Annotated in this window: 14 protein-coding genes and 1 pseudogene; 8 read left to right on the forward strand and 7 right to left on the reverse strand. The window is 70.3% G+C overall.

The annotated features are described in order from the left end of the window. Window positions 1-11: 11 nt before the first annotated feature. The gene (locus AAFF41_RS20180) at window positions 12-1,532 is read right to left on the reverse strand and encodes a glycosyltransferase family 39 protein (RefSeq protein WP_319747485.1); all 1,521 of its coding nucleotides are present in this window, start codon (window positions 1,530-1,532) and stop codon (window positions 12-14) included. A 108-nt stretch (window positions 1,533-1,640) separates the two neighbouring features. On the opposite strand from AAFF41_RS20180, the gene AAFF41_RS20185 reads away from it, so the two are divergent. The 3 genes from AAFF41_RS20185 to galE all read left to right on the forward strand — a co-directional run bounded on the left by AAFF41_RS20185 (window position 1,641) and on the right by galE (window position 5,631). Then, entirely contained in the window at window positions 1,641-2,921 is a 1,281-nt protein-coding gene (locus tag AAFF41_RS20185; RefSeq protein ID WP_319748008.1) for a glycosyltransferase family 87 protein, read from the forward strand. Between the two features lie 55 nt (window positions 2,922-2,976). Next, complete coding sequence (locus tag AAFF41_RS20190; RefSeq protein ID WP_343326319.1) at window positions 2,977-4,572, forward strand: glycosyltransferase; 1,596 nt, start codon at window positions 2,977-2,979, stop codon at window positions 4,570-4,572. A 78-nt stretch (window positions 4,573-4,650) separates the two neighbouring features. After that, a complete protein-coding gene (gene galE / locus AAFF41_RS20195) occupies window positions 4,651-5,631 on the forward strand; it encodes a UDP-glucose 4-epimerase GalE (protein ID WP_319747483.1) in 981 nt (326 codons plus the stop codon). Window positions 5,632-5,734: 103 nt separating this feature from the next. Here the strand turns inward: galE and AAFF41_RS20200 are convergent, their stop codons facing one another. Further along, complete coding sequence (locus AAFF41_RS20200) at window positions 5,735-6,694, reverse strand: oxidoreductase (protein WP_319747481.1); 960 nt, start codon at window positions 6,692-6,694, stop codon at window positions 5,735-5,737. Between the two features lie 117 nt (window positions 6,695-6,811). On the opposite strand from AAFF41_RS20200, the gene AAFF41_RS20205 reads away from it, so the two are divergent. Next, window positions 6,812-7,426 carry a TetR/AcrR family transcriptional regulator gene (locus AAFF41_RS20205; RefSeq protein WP_054229613.1) on the forward strand — a complete coding sequence of 205 codons (615 nt, stop codon included), beginning with the start codon at window positions 6,812-6,814 and terminating at the stop codon, window positions 7,424-7,426. Between the two features lie 4 nt (window positions 7,427-7,430). Then, window positions 7,431-8,363, forward strand: a complete 933-nt coding sequence (locus AAFF41_RS20210; RefSeq protein WP_319747479.1) for an ADP-ribosylglycohydrolase family protein — start codon at window positions 7,431-7,433, stop codon at window positions 8,361-8,363. A gap of 49 nt (window positions 8,364-8,412) precedes the next feature. Here AAFF41_RS20210 and AAFF41_RS20215 read toward each other — a convergent pair. After that, a pseudogene (locus tag AAFF41_RS20215) lies at window positions 8,413-8,628 on the reverse strand (LuxR C-terminal-related transcriptional regulator); the annotation flags it as partial. 149 nt (window positions 8,629-8,777) lie between these two features. On the opposite strand from AAFF41_RS20215, the gene AAFF41_RS20220 reads away from it, so the two are divergent. Next, window positions 8,778-8,969 carry a hypothetical protein gene (locus AAFF41_RS20220; RefSeq protein WP_319747477.1) on the forward strand — a complete coding sequence of 64 codons (192 nt, stop codon included), beginning with the start codon at window positions 8,778-8,780 and terminating at the stop codon, window positions 8,967-8,969. Between the two features lie 48 nt (window positions 8,970-9,017). Here the strand turns inward: AAFF41_RS20220 and AAFF41_RS20225 are convergent, their stop codons facing one another. Then, window positions 9,018-9,674 carry a TetR/AcrR family transcriptional regulator gene (locus tag AAFF41_RS20225; RefSeq protein WP_225900326.1) on the reverse strand — a complete coding sequence of 219 codons (657 nt, stop codon included), beginning with the start codon at window positions 9,672-9,674 and terminating at the stop codon, window positions 9,018-9,020. Window positions 9,675-9,843: 169 nt separating this feature from the next. Here AAFF41_RS20225 and AAFF41_RS20230 point away from each other — a divergent pair, with 169 nt between their 5' ends. Both AAFF41_RS20230 and AAFF41_RS20235 read left to right on the forward strand, forming a co-directional pair. Beyond that, window positions 9,844-10,755: an ABC transporter permease gene (locus AAFF41_RS20230; protein WP_054229607.1), complete on the forward strand. Its 912-nt coding sequence runs from the start codon at window positions 9,844-9,846 to the stop codon at window positions 10,753-10,755. A 1-nt stretch (window position 10,756) separates the two neighbouring features. Further along, window positions 10,757-11,581, forward strand: a complete 825-nt coding sequence (locus AAFF41_RS20235) for an ABC transporter ATP-binding protein (protein WP_343326320.1) — start codon at window positions 10,757-10,759, stop codon at window positions 11,579-11,581. Window positions 11,582-11,709: 128 nt separating this feature from the next. Here AAFF41_RS20235 and AAFF41_RS20240 read toward each other — a convergent pair whose 3' ends face one another. The 3 genes from AAFF41_RS20240 to AAFF41_RS20250 form a co-directional block, all read right to left on the reverse strand. Further along, complete coding sequence (locus AAFF41_RS20240; RefSeq protein ID WP_343324369.1) at window positions 11,710-12,861, reverse strand: glycosyltransferase; 1,152 nt, start codon at window positions 12,859-12,861, stop codon at window positions 11,710-11,712. Continuing rightward, the gene (locus AAFF41_RS20245; RefSeq protein WP_343324370.1) at window positions 12,858-15,773 is read right to left on the reverse strand and encodes a bifunctional glycosyltransferase/CDP-glycerol:glycerophosphate glycerophosphotransferase; all 2,916 of its coding nucleotides are present in this window, start codon (window positions 15,771-15,773) and stop codon (window positions 12,858-12,860) included. Before AAFF41_RS20245 ends, AAFF41_RS20240 begins: the two co-directional genes overlap by 4 nt. Before the next feature lie 106 nt (window positions 15,774-15,879). Continuing rightward, on the reverse strand, window positions 15,880-16,269 hold the full coding sequence (locus AAFF41_RS20250; protein ID WP_319747469.1) for a GtrA family protein: 390 nt from the start codon (window positions 16,267-16,269) through the stop codon (window positions 15,880-15,882). Window positions 16,270-16,586: the final 317 nt, after the last annotated feature.

Raw genomic sequence — 16,586 nt, forward strand, 5'->3', positions numbered from 1 at the left:
CCGGACAGGCCCTAGCGGTGGCGCACGTACAGACGAAGGGTGACACCCCTGCGGACGATCTGCTCGCGCAGGGTGAATTCCCTGGCGAGTACGGCGCGTTTGGTCTCCTCGGTCGCGACCGAGGTGTCCGGATGCCAGTTCGGCCGGAACACGAACGGTTCACAGACGAGCCACACCCGGTCGAGCCGCTCGAGCCGGCTGCGCAGTTCGCGCGGGCCCACTTCCGTCCCGTACAGCGTCCCGGACGCTGTGGCGGACGTCTTCAGGGCGACGTCGCGCACCGCGCGGAAGCCCGCCGGATAGGCCAGCGCCGAGCGACGTGCGAGCGACGGCAGGTACAACACCGGATCGCCGGGCCGTAGTTCGCGACCGGCGGCGGCGGAGACGGCGGCGAGGTTGTCGGGACGGTGCGCGGGGTCGCGGTCCTTGCGGAGCAGGGGGAACTGGACGGCGAGGACGAGGGAGATGGCGAGGACACCGGCGAGGGCGACGAGGCGGGGAACCGCGGCGCTCGGCAACCGGGACACCCACCCGGCCAGCCGCTCCGCCCCCGCCGCGGCCAGCAGCGGCGCCCCCGCCAGCGCGTAGAGCACATACCGCTCGTCGTACAGCGGCCGGAAGCGGGAGACCGCGATCAGGACCGCCGGCGGGACCAGCAGCAGCGGCAGGGCGACCGACACGAGGTTCACCTCGCCGCGCCGCGGGAACGGACGCCACAGGGCGAGTGCGATCAGGAACACGTAGGGCACGAACACCAGTTGGGCCTGGCTGAGAAACGCGTGCATCAGGTGGTCCACGCTCTTGCGGTTCGGCACCGCCAGCCATGCCACCTGCGCCGCCTGCCGGTGGGAGACGAGCGCGAGCGGCGCCAGGACGAGCAACGTGGCCCCCGCCGCGACGCCCCATCGCCACCACGCCCGCCACGGCATCCGTGTCAGCGCCAGGGTCGTCCCGTGCGCGAGCAGGAGGAGTAGGGCGAACTCGTGCAGCAGGCAGGTGACGGCGACGGTCACGCCGTACGCCCACCAGCCCCTGCCCCCGCGCAGGGCCCGTACGAGGAGCAGGGTCGCCGCCGTCGCCCCGGCCGCGACCAGGGCGTACGAGCGGCCCTCCTGGGCGAAGTGCCCGGTCAGGGGGGTGACCGCGTACAGCAGTCCCGCCCAGAGGCCGACGCGGGGGTTGCACAGACGGATCCCGAGGGCGGCGACGAGACCCGCGGTCGCGGCGGCGCCGACGACCGAGGGCAGGCGCAGAGCGACCTCGCCGGGGGCCGGGGCGAGGACGAGATGCATGAAGAGGTAGTACAGGCCGTGCACCGCGTCGACGTGATGCAACAGATGCCAGATCTGCGGAACCGAGCGCCGCGCGACCTGATAGGTGGCCGCCTCGTCACGCCACATGCCCCCGCGGTCGAGCCTCCACAGCCCGAGCGTGAGCATGACGAGCACGGGCAGGACCACGGCGACGACCCGCGCCACGGGCTCGGCCGAGACCTCCGGAGCCTCCTGACGGCCGGCTCCGGACCGTTTCATTAACACGCTTACCCCCATGTCCCATTTCTTACTATTATCTAACCTTCGTTAACCTTTGATGTCGTATCAGTTCTCGTGAGGCATCCGAGAGCTTACGATCCGGGCTTGATGAGCGCTTACCTGAGCCCCCGAGGCCGATCCCGTCTGCTCCCCCTCGCCGCCGCCTGGATGGCGACCCGCGCCCTGATGCTGTGGCTGCTCGCGCACGACGACCTCTCCGTGCTGGGCAGCGGCGGGGTCTCCCGCGAGGCGAGTCACCTCTACTTCCGCTGGTACGAGACCCTGTCGCACGGCGCCTATCCGGCGGGCGACCGGCTGTGGCAGTACCCGCCGGGCGCGGGCCCCGTACTGCTTTCGCCCGGGCTGCTGCCGGGCCTGACGTACCTGCAGGCCTTCGTGGCCCTGACGCTCCTCGCGGACGCCGTGATCGTGCTGGCCCTGGCACGCGCGGGCAGCAGACCCGGCCGCAGCCTGCGCGGCGCGGCACTGTGGACGTTGGGCCTGCCGTTGCTGCTGCACATCCCGCTCGCCCGCTACGACGTACAGGTCACGGCGTTCGCCGTCGTCTCCCTGCTGGCGCTGAAGCGCTCCCCGCGCGTGGGCGGCGCGTTCGCCGCGCTCGGCGCCCTGGTGAAGGTCTGGCCCGCGCTCGTCCTCATCGGTACGCCCCGGGGCCGTACGACCCGGGAGGCCTTGACGTCGGCGGCGCTCACGGCGGTCACCCTGCTCACCGTCCTCGCGACGGCCTTCAGCGACCCCTTCGACTTCCTGCGCCAGCAGGGCGGCCGGGGCGTACAGATCGAGTCGCTCGGCGGCACGGTGCTCGGCTTCGCGCGCCACGCGGGCTGGCCGGGCAGCGTGCGCTACCAGTACGGCGCGATGGAGTTCGTGGGTCCCTACGTCCAGACCGTCGCGACCCTCTCGCTCGGCCTGACGGCCGTCTCCTTCGCGCTCCTGCTGCTGTGGCGGGTGCGCGCACGGCACTGGACGGCGGCGACCCCGTACGACGCCGCGCTGGCCGCCGTGCTGATGTTCACGGTGACGAGCCGCGTGATCAGCCCCCAGTACATGGTGTGGCTGCTCGGTCTGGCCGCCGTGTGCCTGACCTCGCGGCACACCACACAGCGCCCGGTGGCGGCGCTCGTCGTCGCGGCGACGGCGGTCAGCTCCGTGGCCTACCCTGCCCTGTACAGGGAGGTCATCGACAGCACCTGGACGGGCTGTTCGCTCATGCTCATCCGCAACGGTCTGCTGGCGGCCGCGGCGGTGCTGTCCTTCACCCGGCTCTGGCACTCCGGACTTCCCGTGGTCGTGGTGGATCGGCCGAAAAACGACGCGGAGAAAAGGAACCCACGCCCGCTTCCCGTCGTCTTCCGGGCCGGACACTAAGTACCTCTTAACGGAAAATAACTGTCAAGCCCTACGATTTCGGCCCGTGGATCCTATGAAACCTCACCACTCGCAGGTCTGCGTCGTCGTCATCGGTTACAACGACGCCGCCCACGTGACGGACGCGGTGCGTTCGGCACTCGCTCAGGGCCCGGCCGTCCTGGAGGTGCTCGCCGTCGACGACCGCTCGACCGACGGCAGCGCCGACCTCCTCGACCGCCTCGCCGCCGATGAGCCGCGCGTGAAGGTCATACGCCGCTCGGAGAACAGCGGCGGCTGCGGGAGCCCCCGCAACGACGGGATCGACGCGGCGAGCGCCCCGTACGTGATGTTCCTGGACAGCGACGACGTGCTGCCGCCCGGCGCCGTGGACGCGCTGCTCGAAGCGGCGCGGGAACAGCGCACGGAGGTCGCGGCGGGTCTGTGCGTACGCCGCGAACTGCCCTCGGGCCGCGAGGTCCCCTGGGAGCGCGACCTGTACGCGAAGCCCGCGCTGATCCCCCACCCGACGCAGCGGCCCCGTCTGGTCCACGACACGCTGTGCGTCAACAAGCTGTACCGAACCGACTTCCTTCGTGAACACGCGATCCGCTTCCCCGAGGGCCGTCACCCCTACGAGGACTTCGTGTTCACCGCGCGCGTGCTGGCCGCCGGGCCGCGCATCGCGCTGATCCCCGACACGGTGTACGTGTGGCATGTGCGGCGCGGCGCCCAGCAGTTGTCGATCTCGCTGGACCGCGCGGACATCGAGAACTGGCGCTCCCGCACCGAGGCGCACCACACCGCCTACGAGATCCTGCTCGGCGCCGGTGAGAAGCAGCTCGCCCGGGCCGCCAACGCCAAGTTCCTCGACCATGAACTGCGCATGTACGCGCGCGAGTTGGAGCTGCGCGACGCCGACTACCGGCAGGCCTGGTGGGAGCTCACGCGCACGTACCTGTCGACGTTCGACGCAAGCGACTTCACCGTCAACCCGACCGCCCCCGGCCGGCTGATCGCCCGTGTCGTGCTCGCTTCCGAAGAGCCCCGCGACCTGCCGCGCCTCAAGGAACTCGCCGCCCGGCCAGCCCGGTTGCGCCCGCCGTACGCCCGTGCCGCCGACGGCACGCCCGTCTGGTCGGACGCCCTCCCCCAGGTCACGCTGGACCACTACCTGCGACGCCCCGCGCATGTGCTGCCCGCCGCGGTCGACGCGGAACTGCATCCCCATGCGCGTGCGGCACGGCTGCGGCTGCGCCTGCACGACCTGTACGGACGGCTCGCGGAGGCCGGTCCGGCCTCGGCGGACGTGGAGTTCACGCACCGGGACGAGGGCCGGACCGGGCTGAGCCTGCCGGTCGAGCTGACACCGGACGCGGACCGGGCCACCTGGTCGGGCGAGCTGCCGGTGGACCTGTCGGCGCTGGACTCGGGCACCTGGGACCTGCGGTTGCGGGTCCACTACCGTGACGGTTCGAGCCGGGACGTCACCGCGCACGCGGTCGGCGGCGGGGGCCTGCTGCGCCGCCACGCGGTCCCGAACCTGCGGTACGGCATCCTGCTGGTGCAGCCGTACCGCACCCATGCGGGGGCGCTGGCGCTGCGTCTGGCGCCCGGACTGCGCGGGATGACCGACGTGGTTCGCCGTCGGCTCAAGCGCCTGCTTCACTGAGGTCACACCGACACATCGATCTCACACCGACCTCACACCGAGCTCAGACCGATCACACTCCCGAGGGGACGACCGTTCATGACCTGGCTGATCACCGGCGGCGCCGGCTACATCGGGGCGCACGTGGTGCGCGCGATGCGGGACGCGGGCGAGCAGGCCGTGGTCTACGACGACCTGTCCACGGGCATCGCCGAGCGGGTCCCCGCCGACGTACCGCTGGTGGTCGGCTCGACGCTGGACGCCGAACTGCTGGCCCGCACGATCGAGGAGCACGCGATCACCGGCGTGGTCCACCTCGCGGCGAAGAAGCAGGTCGGTGAGTCCGTCGACCTCCCGCTGCACTACTACCGCGAGAACGTCGAGGGCCTGCGGGTTCTCCTGGAGGCGGCGACGGCGACGTCCGTCGGCTCCTTCGTGTTCTCGTCCTCCGCCGCGGTCTACGGCATGCCGGACGTCAACCTGGTGACGGAGGAGACCCCCTGCGCCCCCATGAGCCCGTACGGCGAGACGAAACTGGCGGGCGAGTGGCTGGTCCGTGCCACGGGCCGCGCCACGGGCCTGTCGACGGCGTCGCTGCGCTACTTCAACGTGGCGGGGGCGGCGACCCCCGAACTCGCCGACGTCGGTGTCTTCAACCTCGTCCCCATGGTCTTCGAGAAGCTCACGGAGGACGCGCCGCCGCGCATCTTCGGTGACGACTACCCGACGCCCGACGGGACGTGTGTCCGGGACTACATCCACGTGGTGGACCTGGCGGAGGCCCACGTGGCCGCGGCTCGCGCCCTCGAGGCCTCGCCCGGGCGGGACCTGACCCTCAACATCGGCCGCGGGGAAGGCGTTTCCGTCCGCGAGATGATCGACAAGATCAACGCGATCACCGGCTACGACCGTCCCGCGGTGACCACACCGCGCCGCCCCGGCGACCCGGCGCGCGTCGTCGCCTCCGCCGACCGCATCGCGGTGGAACTGGGCTGGAAGGCGAAGTACGACGTCCAGGACATGATCACGTCGGCATGGGCGGGGTGGGTGCGGCTGCACCCCGGCGCGGCCCGCTCGTAGCACCTGTGGGCCCAGGCCCCGTCGACCCAGCCCTCTGCCGACCCAGGCCCCGTCGGCAGAGGCCTTGTCGGCCTTGTCCGGTGTCCTGTGCGGCGGGCCGGACCTAGACGGAGACGGTCTGCGGGGTCCGGCTCTGGCTCTGCTCGGATTCCAGCCGGGGAAAGGTGACGCCGGTCAGTTCCTCGGAGGCCGCCCACAGGCGGACCGCGGACACCGGGTCGCTGGCCGCGGCCGAGCGCCCGACCAGTGTCGGCGCGCCGCGCATCTCGCCGAACCCGTCGGGTCCCACATAGCTGGCGCCGGGCAGGTCCTGCGTCGCGGCGTACAGCGTGGGCAGGGCGCCGGCCTTGTTGTCCTGGGCGATGAACCGGTTGCCCACCGCCATCAGTGTGCGCCGCAGCACGCTGGCGTCCCGGCTCTGGAGACCGGTGGCGGCCCAGCCGGGGTGCGCGGCGAGGGCCCGTACGGACGAACCCGCGGCGGCCAGCCGGCTCTGGAGCTCCAGGGTGAACAGCAGATTGGCGAGCTTGGACTGGCTGTAGGCGACGACGGGCGAGTACTCGCCGGTCAGGTTCAGGTTCTCGAAGTGGATGCGGGGGGTGCCGGGCATCTTGTGCGCCCCCGAGGACACGGTGACCACCCGGTCGGTGACGTGCGGCAGCAGCAGGTTCGTCAGGGCGAAGTGCCCCAGGTGGTTGGTCCCGAACTGCATCTCGAAGCCGTCCTTCGTGCCGGCCTCGGGGATGTTCATGACGCCCGCGTTGTTGATCAGCAGATCGAGTTCGCCCCGCCAGGACGCGGCGAACTCGCGCACGGACGCGAGGTCCGCGAGGTCCAGTCGGCGCACCTCGACGCTTCCGTTGACGGTGCGGGCGGCGGCCTCGCCGCGCTCAGGGTCCCGTACGGCGAGGACGACATGGGCGCCGGCCCGGGCGAAGGCGTCGACGGTGGCGATGCCGAGCCCGCTGTTGGCGCCGGTGACCACGGCCGTACGGCCGCGCTGGTCACCGATGTCGCTCGCGTTCCACTTGGTGTTCCGGTCAGCCGAGTGCTTGGTAGCCATGCCCTGAATGTAGACGTCGACAACAATGATGTCAACGACAACAATGATGACGATGCCAACAAAGCTGACAGCGCCAACAATGTAGTCGCCGGTTACATACCGGATAGACTGTCGGGCATGCAGACCCGCCCTCGCCGCTACCACCATGGAGACCTGCGCGCCGCACTGCTGACCCGCGCCGAGGAAACCCTCGCGGAGAAGGGCCCCGGCGCCCTGTCCCTGCGCGAACTGGCCCGCGACCTGGGCGTCAGCCACGCGGCCCCGAGCCGGCACTTCAAGGACAAGCAGGCCCTGCTGGACGCGCTGGCCCTGGCCGGCTTCGAACGGCTCCTGGCCACCCTGACCGCGTCGCAGGACACCGCGGGCGAGTCCTTCGCCGACCGGCTCGGCGCCCTGGCCCGCACCTACGTGGGCTTCGCCACCGCCAACGCGGAACTCCTCGACCTCATGTTCGCCGTCAAGCACGACCCGGAGGCGTCCGAGGCCCTGGTCAAGGCCTCCCAGAGCATGGGGGGCCTGGCCGCGGAACTCATCACGGACGCCCAGCGCCGGGGCGAGGTCCGCGAAGGGCCCTTGGAAGCCATCGCCATCCCGATCTTCAGCACCCTCAACGGCTTCGCGCGGCTCGCGGTCAGCGTCACCCTGCCCAGCGCGACCCTCGACAGGGACCTGGAACACGTCATCGCCCACACCCTCCGCGGCTGCGCCCCTGACTCCCCCGCGCCGCGCTGACCCCATGCCCCGCCCTCAGGAACGCGCCGTCGGCACCGTTCTCGGCTCCGCCGTGGGGGACGCCCTCGGCGCGCCCTTCGAGTTCGGGCCCGAGGGGGCGTTCTCGACCCGCTTTCCCGCCGCCGGGCAGGGCGGGGAAATGTGCGGAGGGGGCGGCTGGGACCCGGGCGAGGCGACCGACGACACCCAGATGGCGGTGCTGGTCGGCGAGTCCCTGACGGACCACGACGCCCTCGAACTCCCCGACATCTTCCGCAGATTCCGCCGCTGGGCCGCCGCCGACCCCAAGGACATCGGCCTGCAGACCGAGGCCGTGCTCACCGGCAAAGACCCCTGGGACCTCGCCGCGGCCCTGCACTTCCAGGTCAGCCAACGGGCGGCCGGGAACGGGGCGTTGATGCGGGCGGCCACGTCCGCCGTGTACTTCGCGCGGCAGGGGCGGGACGCCACCATGGAGGCCGGCCGCCGGATCGCCGCGCTCACCCACGGCGACCGCGCGGCGTGGGAAGGCACCGCGATCTTCCACGAGTTGATCCGGGTCGCGCTCGACGGCGGCGATCCGGGCACCGCCGTACCGGATGTCCTGGAGGCCGTGCATCCCGACCACCGGGCTCGGTACGCCGTCGTTCTCGCTGAGGCCTGGCACCCCGATCAGGCCACAGAGTTCAACGGGGCGGTGTGGCCCTGTCTCGGGTCCGCCCTGTGGGCGGTGCGGAGCACGGGCTCGTACGAGGACGCCGTGCGGGCCGCCGTCGATCTCGGCGGCGACACGGACACGGTCGCCGCCGTCACGGGTGGGCTGGCCGGAGCCGTCTACGGGGTGGGCGGGATTCCGGAGCCGTGGGTGGCGGCGCTGCACGTGCCGTTGCCGGGGTTCGGCGGGCGGGTGCTGAGGGCGGCCGAACTCGTCGGCCTGGCCCGGCGGCTGGCGGGGTGAGGGCCGGCCGCCGGGAGCCGACGCGTACCCGGTGTGTACCGGGTACGGCTCACGAGTCCCTGTTGAGGTACGCCAGTACCGCGAGCACCCGGCGGTGGCCGCTGTCGCTCGGCGGCAGGCCCAGCGTTGCCGATGTGTTGGCTGACGGGCGTTCCGTGACGACCAGCGTCTTGGCGATGGTCGTGTTGTCGCGGCCTTCGGCCATCGGCTTCAGGACCTCGCGCTCGCGCGGCGTGAGCGTGTCGAGTGGGTCGTCACGGCGCCGTGGCGAGGTGTAGCCCCCTGCACCAGAGGTTCGGGAGGGCGCTCCCTCGTGGTGGCGATCAGGCGACGGCAGAGTTGATCTCAACGGGAAACACCCCGTTGGCCTCGGAAAACAGGCCGCCCCAGGCCCCGCTGGAAGGAAACATCCGCATGAAGGCGCTCCTGTCGTCGACGCCGGTCCTCTGGTTCCTGTTCCTGTTCCACCTCGTCGTCGCCGCGGTCGCCCCGTTCGTCGTCGAAGGCGCTCAGGGCGTCGCGACCGCGGTCGGCATGGGAGTCGTCTCCCTCGGCGCGGGCAGCGCACTCCTCAAGGGCCGCAACGAGGGACAGCACGCCGCCTGAGGGGCCTTCGACCGGTGCGTGAACCCGCCGCCCGTCGGACAGGCGCCCTCACAACGCCCGCAGCGCCGCCGCCGTGGCCCGGGCCAGGCTGGCCAGGTACCCCTTCGGCAGCTTGGGCCCGCGGACCACCACCGCCCGCCAGTACAACGGGCCCGACATGAGGTCGAGCGCGAGTTCCTGGTCGATCCCCTCGCGCACCTCGCCCCGCGCGGCCGCCGCCGCGACGATCCCGCTCGCCACTCCCTGCTGGCCTTCCCGCAGCGCCTTCTGCATGGCGTCCGCGATGTCGGGGTTGCGGGCCGCCTCCGCCTGGAGGTCCGGGATGATCTGGCCGGCCACGGGGTGGCGCAGCGCACGGGAGGTGACCTCGTACAGCAGGCGCAGGTCGCCCTCCAGGGAGCCCGTGTCGGGGGCGGGCAGTCCCTGGACCGCTATGGCGGAGACCAGGTCGAGCACCAGGTGCAGCTTCGAACGCCATCGCCGGTACACCGCCGTCTTGCCGACGCCCGCGCGGCGCGCGATGCCCTCGATGGACATCCGGGCGTAGCCGACGGCCGCGAGCTCCTCGAAGACGGCGGCCCGGATCGCCTCGGTCACGTCCTCGCGCAGCACGGCCGCCCCCGCCGGAGCCCTACGACGCGGGGCCTTCCCGGCGGCACTCCCCGCGTTCGCGGCGGCACTCGTGGTGTCGGCGTTCGTCGTCATGCCTTCAGCATAGGGCGTGACGACGAAACGGTTGCGTTCCGACGTCAAGAAGCCATAGTCTCGCGTTGCGACGATACGGTCCCGTCCCGACGTAACAAGCTGGCAAAGCAGCAGTTAAGAAACGTCAAGGACGGCCCGCGCATCCCACCCCCGAGCGAAAGCAGCGGATGTGAGCCAGGTCCTCCACACACCGCCGACGTCGGTATCCCCCACCGACGATCCCGCGGCGCTCGCCGCCCGGTACGGCCTCACCGTCAGTGGCGCCCGCCCGACCCTGCCGGAGTACGTCCGCCAGCTCTGGGCACGGCGTCACTTCATCACCGCCTTCGCCACGGCCAAGCTCACCGCCCAGTACAGCCAGGCGAAGCTCGGCCAGGTCTGGCAGGTGGCGAACCCGCTGCTGAACGCGGCGGTCTACTACTTCATCTTCGGTGTGCTGCTCGGCACCAAGCACGGCGTGCGCGACTTCGTGCCGTTCCTGGTCACCGGTGTCTTCATCTGGACCTTCACACAGAGCTCGATCATGGCGGGCACCCGGGCGATCTCCGGCAGCCTCGGCCTGGTCCGAGCCCTGCACTTCCCGCGGGCCGCGCTGCCGGTGTCGTACGCCATCCAGCAGCTCCAGCAGCTGCTGTTCTCGATGGCCGCGCTGGTCGTCATCCTGCTCTGCTTCGGCATTCCGGTGAGCACGTCGTGGCTGCTCGTCGTGCCGATCCTGACGCTGCAGTTCGTCTTCAACGCGGGCGTCGCGATGATCATGGCGCGGATGGGCGCCAAGACGCCGGACATCGCTCAGCTCATGCCGTTCGTGCTGCGCACCTGGATGTACGTCTCCGGTGTCATGTGGAGCATCGCCTCGACGCTCAAGCACAGCAACATGCCGCACTGGGCGATGGTCGCGCTGGAGAGCAACCCGGCCGCCGTCTACATCGACCTGACGCGCTACGCGCTGATCGACAGCTTCGGCGCCCACCAGCTGCCGCACCACGTGTGGGCGCTGGCGATCGGCTGGGCGCTGCTCGCCGGAGTCGGCGGCTTCATCTACTTCTGGAAGGCCGAGGAGACGTACGGACGTGGCTGACATGGCTGACACCCTCACGCAGGACGCCCGGCCCCAGGATGCGGTCGGCAGCGCCGAGGCGCTCGTCCCCACCGTCGTCGCCGACCACGTGGACATCGTCTACCGGGTCAACGGCACCGGTGCGGGACGGGGCAGCGCCACCGCCGCGCTCAACCGCATGCTGCGGCGCAAGCAGGCCGAGAAGGCCGCGGGCGTACGCAAGGTGCACGCCGTCAAGGACGTGTCCTTCACCGCCTACCGCGGCGAGGCCATCGGTCTGATCGGCACCAACGGCTCGGGCAAGTCCACCCTGCTCAAGGCGGTCGCCGGCCTCCTTCCCGTGGAGAACGGCAAGATCTACACCGACGGTCAGCCCTCGCTGCTCGGCGTCAACGCGGCCCTGATGAGCGACCTCACGGGTGAGCGGAACGTCTACCTCGGCGGGCTCGCCATGGGTATGTCCCGCGAGCAGGTCAGGGAGCGCTACCAGGAGATCGTCGACTTCTCGGGCATCAACGAGAAGGGCGACTTCATCACCCTGCCGATGCGCACCTACTCCTCCGGCATGGCGGCGCGGCTGCGCTTCTCCATCGCGGCCGCCAAGGACCACGACGTCCTCATGATCGACGAGGCCCTCGCCACCGGAGACCGCTCCTTCCAGAAGCGCTCCGAGGAGCGGATCCGGGAGCTGCGCAAGCACGCGGGCACCGTGTTCCTGGTGAGCCACAACAACAAGTCGATCCGGGACACCTGCGACCGCGTGCTCTGGCTGGAGCGCGGTGTGCTGCGGATGGACGGGCCCACGGAGGACGTGCTCGGGGAGTACGAGAAGTTCACGGGGAAGTAGGGGGACTCAGGGGGTGCGGGGAGTTGTGTGCTGTCGGCTGCGTCGTACGTGGCTGAGCGCGCAGTTCCCCGTGCCCCTTTGGGGCGCGTCTCGGTGGGCCGGAATCGACCGGCCCACCGAATTCGCCTCTACCTCTCCAAGAAGGTGAAGAGGTCTTCCCACCTGCGGACGATCTCGCCCGTCGTGTAGCGCTGGATGTTGACGCGGGCCGCCTCGCCCATGCGGTCGCGCAGGTCCTTGTCGGACATCAGGGTGTCGAGGCGGCGGGCCAGTTCGCCGGTGTTGCCCAGGGCCGCGAGGAGACCGTCCTCGCCGTCCTGGATGATCTCGTGCACGCCGGGCGCGCAGTCGAAGGCGGCACACGGCAGGGCGGTCGCCATGGCCTCCATGAGGGCGAGGGGGAAGCCCTCGCCGCGGGAGGACAGGACGAAGACGGAGCCGCCGCGCAGGGCGCCGGGTACGTCGCTGGTACGGCCCATCCACTCGACGGAGTCGTCGAGGCCGAGGGCGGTGCACTGCTTCTTGAGCATCTCCTCGTCCTCGCCGGAGCCGAAGATCCGCAAGGTCCAGTCGGGATGGCGGGGCGCCACCTCGGCCCAGGTGTCGAGGAGCATGTCGATGCCCTTCTGGTCCGAGAGCCGGCCGACGCTGACGACGACGTTCTCGGTCCGCGAGGAAGGCACCTCGGGCATGAAGGGGATCGGGTTCGGCATGAAGGACGCGTTGTCGAGGCCCTGGCGGATCCACAGGTCGGCGTCCTCGCGGGTGAGCGCGAGCATCCGGTCGACGTCCTTGTAGTGCTTCTGCACCCGCCCGAAGCGCGAGGTCGCCTTCGAGTACGCGAAGGACTCGTGGCTCATGCCGATGACGGTCAGGCCCGTGGTGTCGGCGAGCTCCACCCACTCCATCGCCCACACCTGCGTGACGATCACGACGGCGCCGGGCCGCGCGGCCTGGAACAGCCGGGTCAGCTTGGCGGCCTGCTCGCGCATTCCGGTGGCCCGTTCGGCACGCAGCCTGCGCTCGGCGACGTTGAGCCGCCCCTTGATGCCGCGCGCGGAGCCCACACGCGGCGGGTGGACGTCGTACAACGTCGTGGTGGGGTAAGGGAGTTCGCCGAGCTCCTGGACGACCGCGGGCTCGGTGATGCCGATGACGTGGACGCGGTGGCCGCGCTCGGTGAACAGCCGGGCCATCTGGTGCGACCAGCTGGTCACGCCGCCGAGCTCGTCGACGCTGTTGGAGACGAAGAAGACGTCCCGCTCGCTGTACGCGGTCACGCGCGCCTCCACTGGGAGAAGAACTGGTCGACGATGCTCTGCGCGGCGTTGCCCTGGTCGAACTCGCCGAAGTCGGCGACGAACCGCTCGCGCGGGGCCGCGTACTTCACCTTCTGCTCCTCCAGCGAGTCCAGGACCGCGTGCAACTCTTCCTCGGTGCGGACGACCGGGCCGGGGGCCCTCTCCAGCAGGTCGAAGTAGGTTCCGCGGCCCTCGTGCACGTACTCGTCGTAGTCGTACGTGAAGAAGAACATCGGGCGGTCGAGGAGGGAGTAGTCGAACATCACGGACGAGTAGTCGGTGATCAGACCGTCGGCGAGCGCCAGCAGGGGGGTCATGTCGTGGTAGTCCGTCACGTCGATGACCCGGCCGCGCACGGAGGGCGGCAGCACGACGTGGTTGAGGTAGTGCGAGCGGACCAGGAGGACATAGCGGTCGCCGAAGGTGTCGGCGAAGCGCTCCACGTCGAAGGGCAACTCGAACCGGCGCTTGCCGCCGCGCTGCCGGAAGGTCGGCGCGTACAGCAGGATCTGCTTGTCCTCCGGGATGCCGAACTCGGCCGCCAGGGCGCCGCGCTCCCGCTGCCCGGTGTCCTCCTCGCGCTGCTTGGCCTGGACGAGCGCGTCGTTGCGCGGGTAGCCCACCCGCAGCAGCGTCCGCTCCTGGAGCCGGAACGCCCGCGCGAGGGTGCGCACGTCGTGCTCGGAGCGGATCAGGAAGCGGTCGAAGCGGTCGAGGGTGCGCTGCTGCTCGGCCTGCTCCTCGCGGGACTTGAGCTTCCACTCCGGCTCGTCGAAGCCCATCCGCTTGAGTGCCGAGCCGTGCCAGGTCTGGATGTACGTCGTCTCGGGCCGCTTGGTGACCTTCAGCGGGTAGCTCTGGTTGTCGACCCAGTACTCGGCCTGCGCGAGCGTCTTGAGGTACTGCAGCGACCAGCGGCGGACGAGGGTGGCGTCGTCCGGGAAGCCCTCGGGACTGTCCGCGTAGGCCCACACGGCCTCGAACTGGAGGCCCTGGCGACGCATCTCCTCGTAGATGGCCTTGGGGCTGTCGCTGTACTGCCGGCCCAGGTGGCTCTCGAAGACGACGAGGCCCTTCTTGACGGGCAGGCGGCTGAACACGTCGTGGTAGACGCGGAGCTTGGTGTCCCCGGAGGCGAGTTCCTTGCGCAGCGCCTTGGCCTTGCGGTAGCCGATCTTGGCGAGCCGCCCGGTCGGGCCCTGCACACCGCGTTGGACGAGTGCGTTGGCCTTCTTGTCCGGCACGAGCCGGAAGGAGAGGTGGCCGCGGGAGGAGACCTCGGGCTCGATGCGGTCGGCGACCAGCCGGGTCAGGCGGGGCCGGACGGGCAGGTGCCCCTGGGCCAGCTCGGGCTCGGAGGCCGTGAGCCGGGTCGTGGTGCGGACCGTCCCCGCGCCCTCGCCCTCACCGGCGACGGCGAGGTGGAGGCGTACGTCCCAGACCGCGTCCACGATGCCGAGCGGGCGCAGGCCCTTGGCGAGGTCGGCCGAGGTCTCCCAGACGATGGCCTCGCCCTCGTGCCGCACGGTGGCCACCGGGAAGCGGAAGGTCTGGAAGCGCACGCCCGGACGGCGGGCGTAGAACTCCAGCTGCGCGGAGAGCCGGGCGTCGGGCGGGATCACACCGAGCGGGTTGGTGATGCGCCCGGCCAGCCGGACGGTGCCGTCGTCCTCCGCGTATCCGGTCAGCGCGTTGCGCAGGAACATCTTCTCGACCGGCTTGGTGTGGTAACCGAGCTCGGTGACGTCCAGGACGTGCCGGGCGAAGGCGTCGTGCTCGATGTGCTCGGCGCACCAGTACACGCGTCCCTCGTGCTCGACGAGCGGCGAGGAGATCTTGTCGCGGTTGCTGAGCGTGTCCACGGCGGGCAGCAGGTTGTCCCAGTCGGCCTCGTGGAGGAGGTACGCGCAGATGGCGTGGATCGGCTCGATCTCGTCGAAGGCGATGCGGTCGATCGACTCCAGGTAGGTGCGCGCGATCTGCGCGAACTCCTGGCGGTAGGTCTCGTCACGGAAGGGCAGCTCGCGCAGGTGCAGCACCAGGTCGTGCTTGAGCCACTTGACGTCCTTGGCGAACTTCAGCTCCAGCAGGCCGTGGTCGGCCAGGAGCTGGTCGACCCGGCGGTGGATCTCCATGCGGTGGGTGAAGTTGGCGATCTCGTCACGCCGGTTGCTGATGGACTTCACGGCCGTCTTCGGCTTGTCCACGATCCGCCACTCGTACACCCGGTTCGGGATGAGCGTGATGCGGCGGGCGGCCACGTAGGCCTGCGCGGAGAACAGCAGGTCCTCGTAGTGGATGCCGACCGGGAACTCAAGGCCCTCATCGAGCAGGAACTGCCTGCGGTAGCACTTGTTCGTCGACAGCGTGTCGAAGACCAGCAGGTCGGGCAGCTCGGAGATGGACTCCAGGGTGCGGGTGCGGTCGTACAGCCAGGGGTACCACTTGACCTCCTTGCCGGTGCGCGAGTCCACGTGCACACGCACGCACAGGCCCGAGACGAGGTCCGCGCCGGTGGACTCGGCGGCCTCCAGCATGTTGCGGCAGGCATTGCGCTCCAGGACGTCGTCACTGTCGAGGAAGAGGACGTAGTCGCCGCGGGCCTGCTGGATGCCGTGGTTGCGGGGGGCGCCGCAGCCGCCGCTGTTCTCGGGCAGCCGGAAGGCCCGGACCCGGTCCGGGTGCGCGGCGGCCAGTCGCTGTGCCACGTCGTAGGAGCCGTCCGTGCTGCGGTCGTCGACGATGACGACCTCGACACCGCGCAGGGTCTGGTCGAGAACGGAGCGCACGGCCGTCGTCAGCCGGGACGCGTCGTTGTAGACGATCACGACCACGGACACGGCGGGCACGGCTGCTGTTTCTGCTGGCGGGCAGGGGTGATCCACACTCATCCCATTAATGCTAGACATTCCTGATGGTCCAACCTAGGCGATCTAGTCCGTTTGCGTATCACCTAGGTGGATACCGATCGCCCGCAAAGGGGGCGCGAGCGGCTGTCTAGCGGCTGTGTTTCACCTGTTCGAACACCCAGGTGCGGTACACGAGGAAACGGAACGCCGAGGCCAGCACGATCGACAGCGCCTTGGCCAGGTTGGATCCGAGCGGGGTGTCCATGCCCAGACCGTGGTAACCGACGTAGAACAGCGCACTCTCCATGATGACGCCGATGCCGCTGAAGGCGAAGAACAGGGCGATCTGGCGCCGGGTGCGCGAGGCCCGGTCACGGTAGGCGAAGAAGCGGAAGCCGAGGTAGTTGCTGCCCATGGCGACACAGCTGGCGATGACCGTGGCGGCCATCGGGGCCCACTTCAGACCGTGCAGGAGAAGGTTGAAGACCAGGAAGTTGACTGCGATACCGCTACCGCCGACGGCTCCGAACTTCACCACTTCGAGGACGATCCGCCGGGTCCTTTCGATCGCCCCGGGAGGAGTGGCGGCTGACGCGGGCTGGGGCGGTGCGGGGGCCTGTCGGCCTACACGGGCCCGCCCCTCGGAGAGGTTCACAGTCACAATTGTCCCTTTTATCAGCAATAGGTAAATTCCAGTTCCGGTTTCCCCGAGAGATCCGCAAGAGCGAGGCAAGAGGGCGGCCAAGGCGCTTGCGCCTACCTGCACAAACAGGGGCAGCCCCGGCCATCCCGGCCGGGGCTGCCCCGTCGATGTACATCCGATCGAGTGAAACAAGTGCACTCACGATTGGGTCA

It is taken from the genome of Streptomyces mirabilis (assembly GCF_039503195.1).
Lineage (GTDB): Bacteria > Actinomycetota > Actinomycetes > Streptomycetales > Streptomycetaceae > Streptomyces > Streptomyces mirabilis_D.

Excerpts from the sequence above, each read along its gene's own strand:
- AAFF41_RS20180 (WP_319747485.1), bottom strand. The coding sequence starts at position 1,532 with ATGAAACGGTCCGGAGCCGGCCGTCAGGAGGCTCCGGAGGTCTCGGCC.
- AAFF41_RS20185 (WP_319748008.1), top strand. The coding sequence starts at position 1,641 with ATGAGCGCTTACCTGAGCCCCCGAGGCCGATCCCGTCTGCTCCCCCTC.
- AAFF41_RS20190 (WP_343326319.1), top strand. The coding sequence starts at position 2,977 with ATGAAACCTCACCACTCGCAGGTCTGCGTCGTCGTCATCGGTTACAAC.
- galE (WP_319747483.1), top strand. The coding sequence starts at position 4,651 with ATGACCTGGCTGATCACCGGCGGCGCCGGCTACATCGGGGCGCACGTG.
- AAFF41_RS20200 (WP_319747481.1), bottom strand. The coding sequence starts at position 6,694 with ATGGCTACCAAGCACTCGGCTGACCGGAACACCAAGTGGAACGCGAGC.
- AAFF41_RS20205 (WP_054229613.1), top strand. The coding sequence starts at position 6,812 with ATGCAGACCCGCCCTCGCCGCTACCACCATGGAGACCTGCGCGCCGCA.
- AAFF41_RS20210 (WP_319747479.1), top strand. The coding sequence starts at position 7,431 with ATGCCCCGCCCTCAGGAACGCGCCGTCGGCACCGTTCTCGGCTCCGCC.
- AAFF41_RS20220 (WP_319747477.1), top strand. The coding sequence starts at position 8,778 with ATGAAGGCGCTCCTGTCGTCGACGCCGGTCCTCTGGTTCCTGTTCCTG.
- AAFF41_RS20225 (WP_225900326.1), bottom strand. The coding sequence starts at position 9,674 with ATGACGACGAACGCCGACACCACGAGTGCCGCCGCGAACGCGGGGAGT.
- AAFF41_RS20235 (WP_343326320.1), top strand. The coding sequence starts at position 10,757 with ATGGCTGACACCCTCACGCAGGACGCCCGGCCCCAGGATGCGGTCGGC.
- AAFF41_RS20245 (WP_343324370.1), bottom strand. The coding sequence starts at position 15,773 with ATGAGTGTGGATCACCCCTGCCCGCCAGCAGAAACAGCAGCCGTGCCC.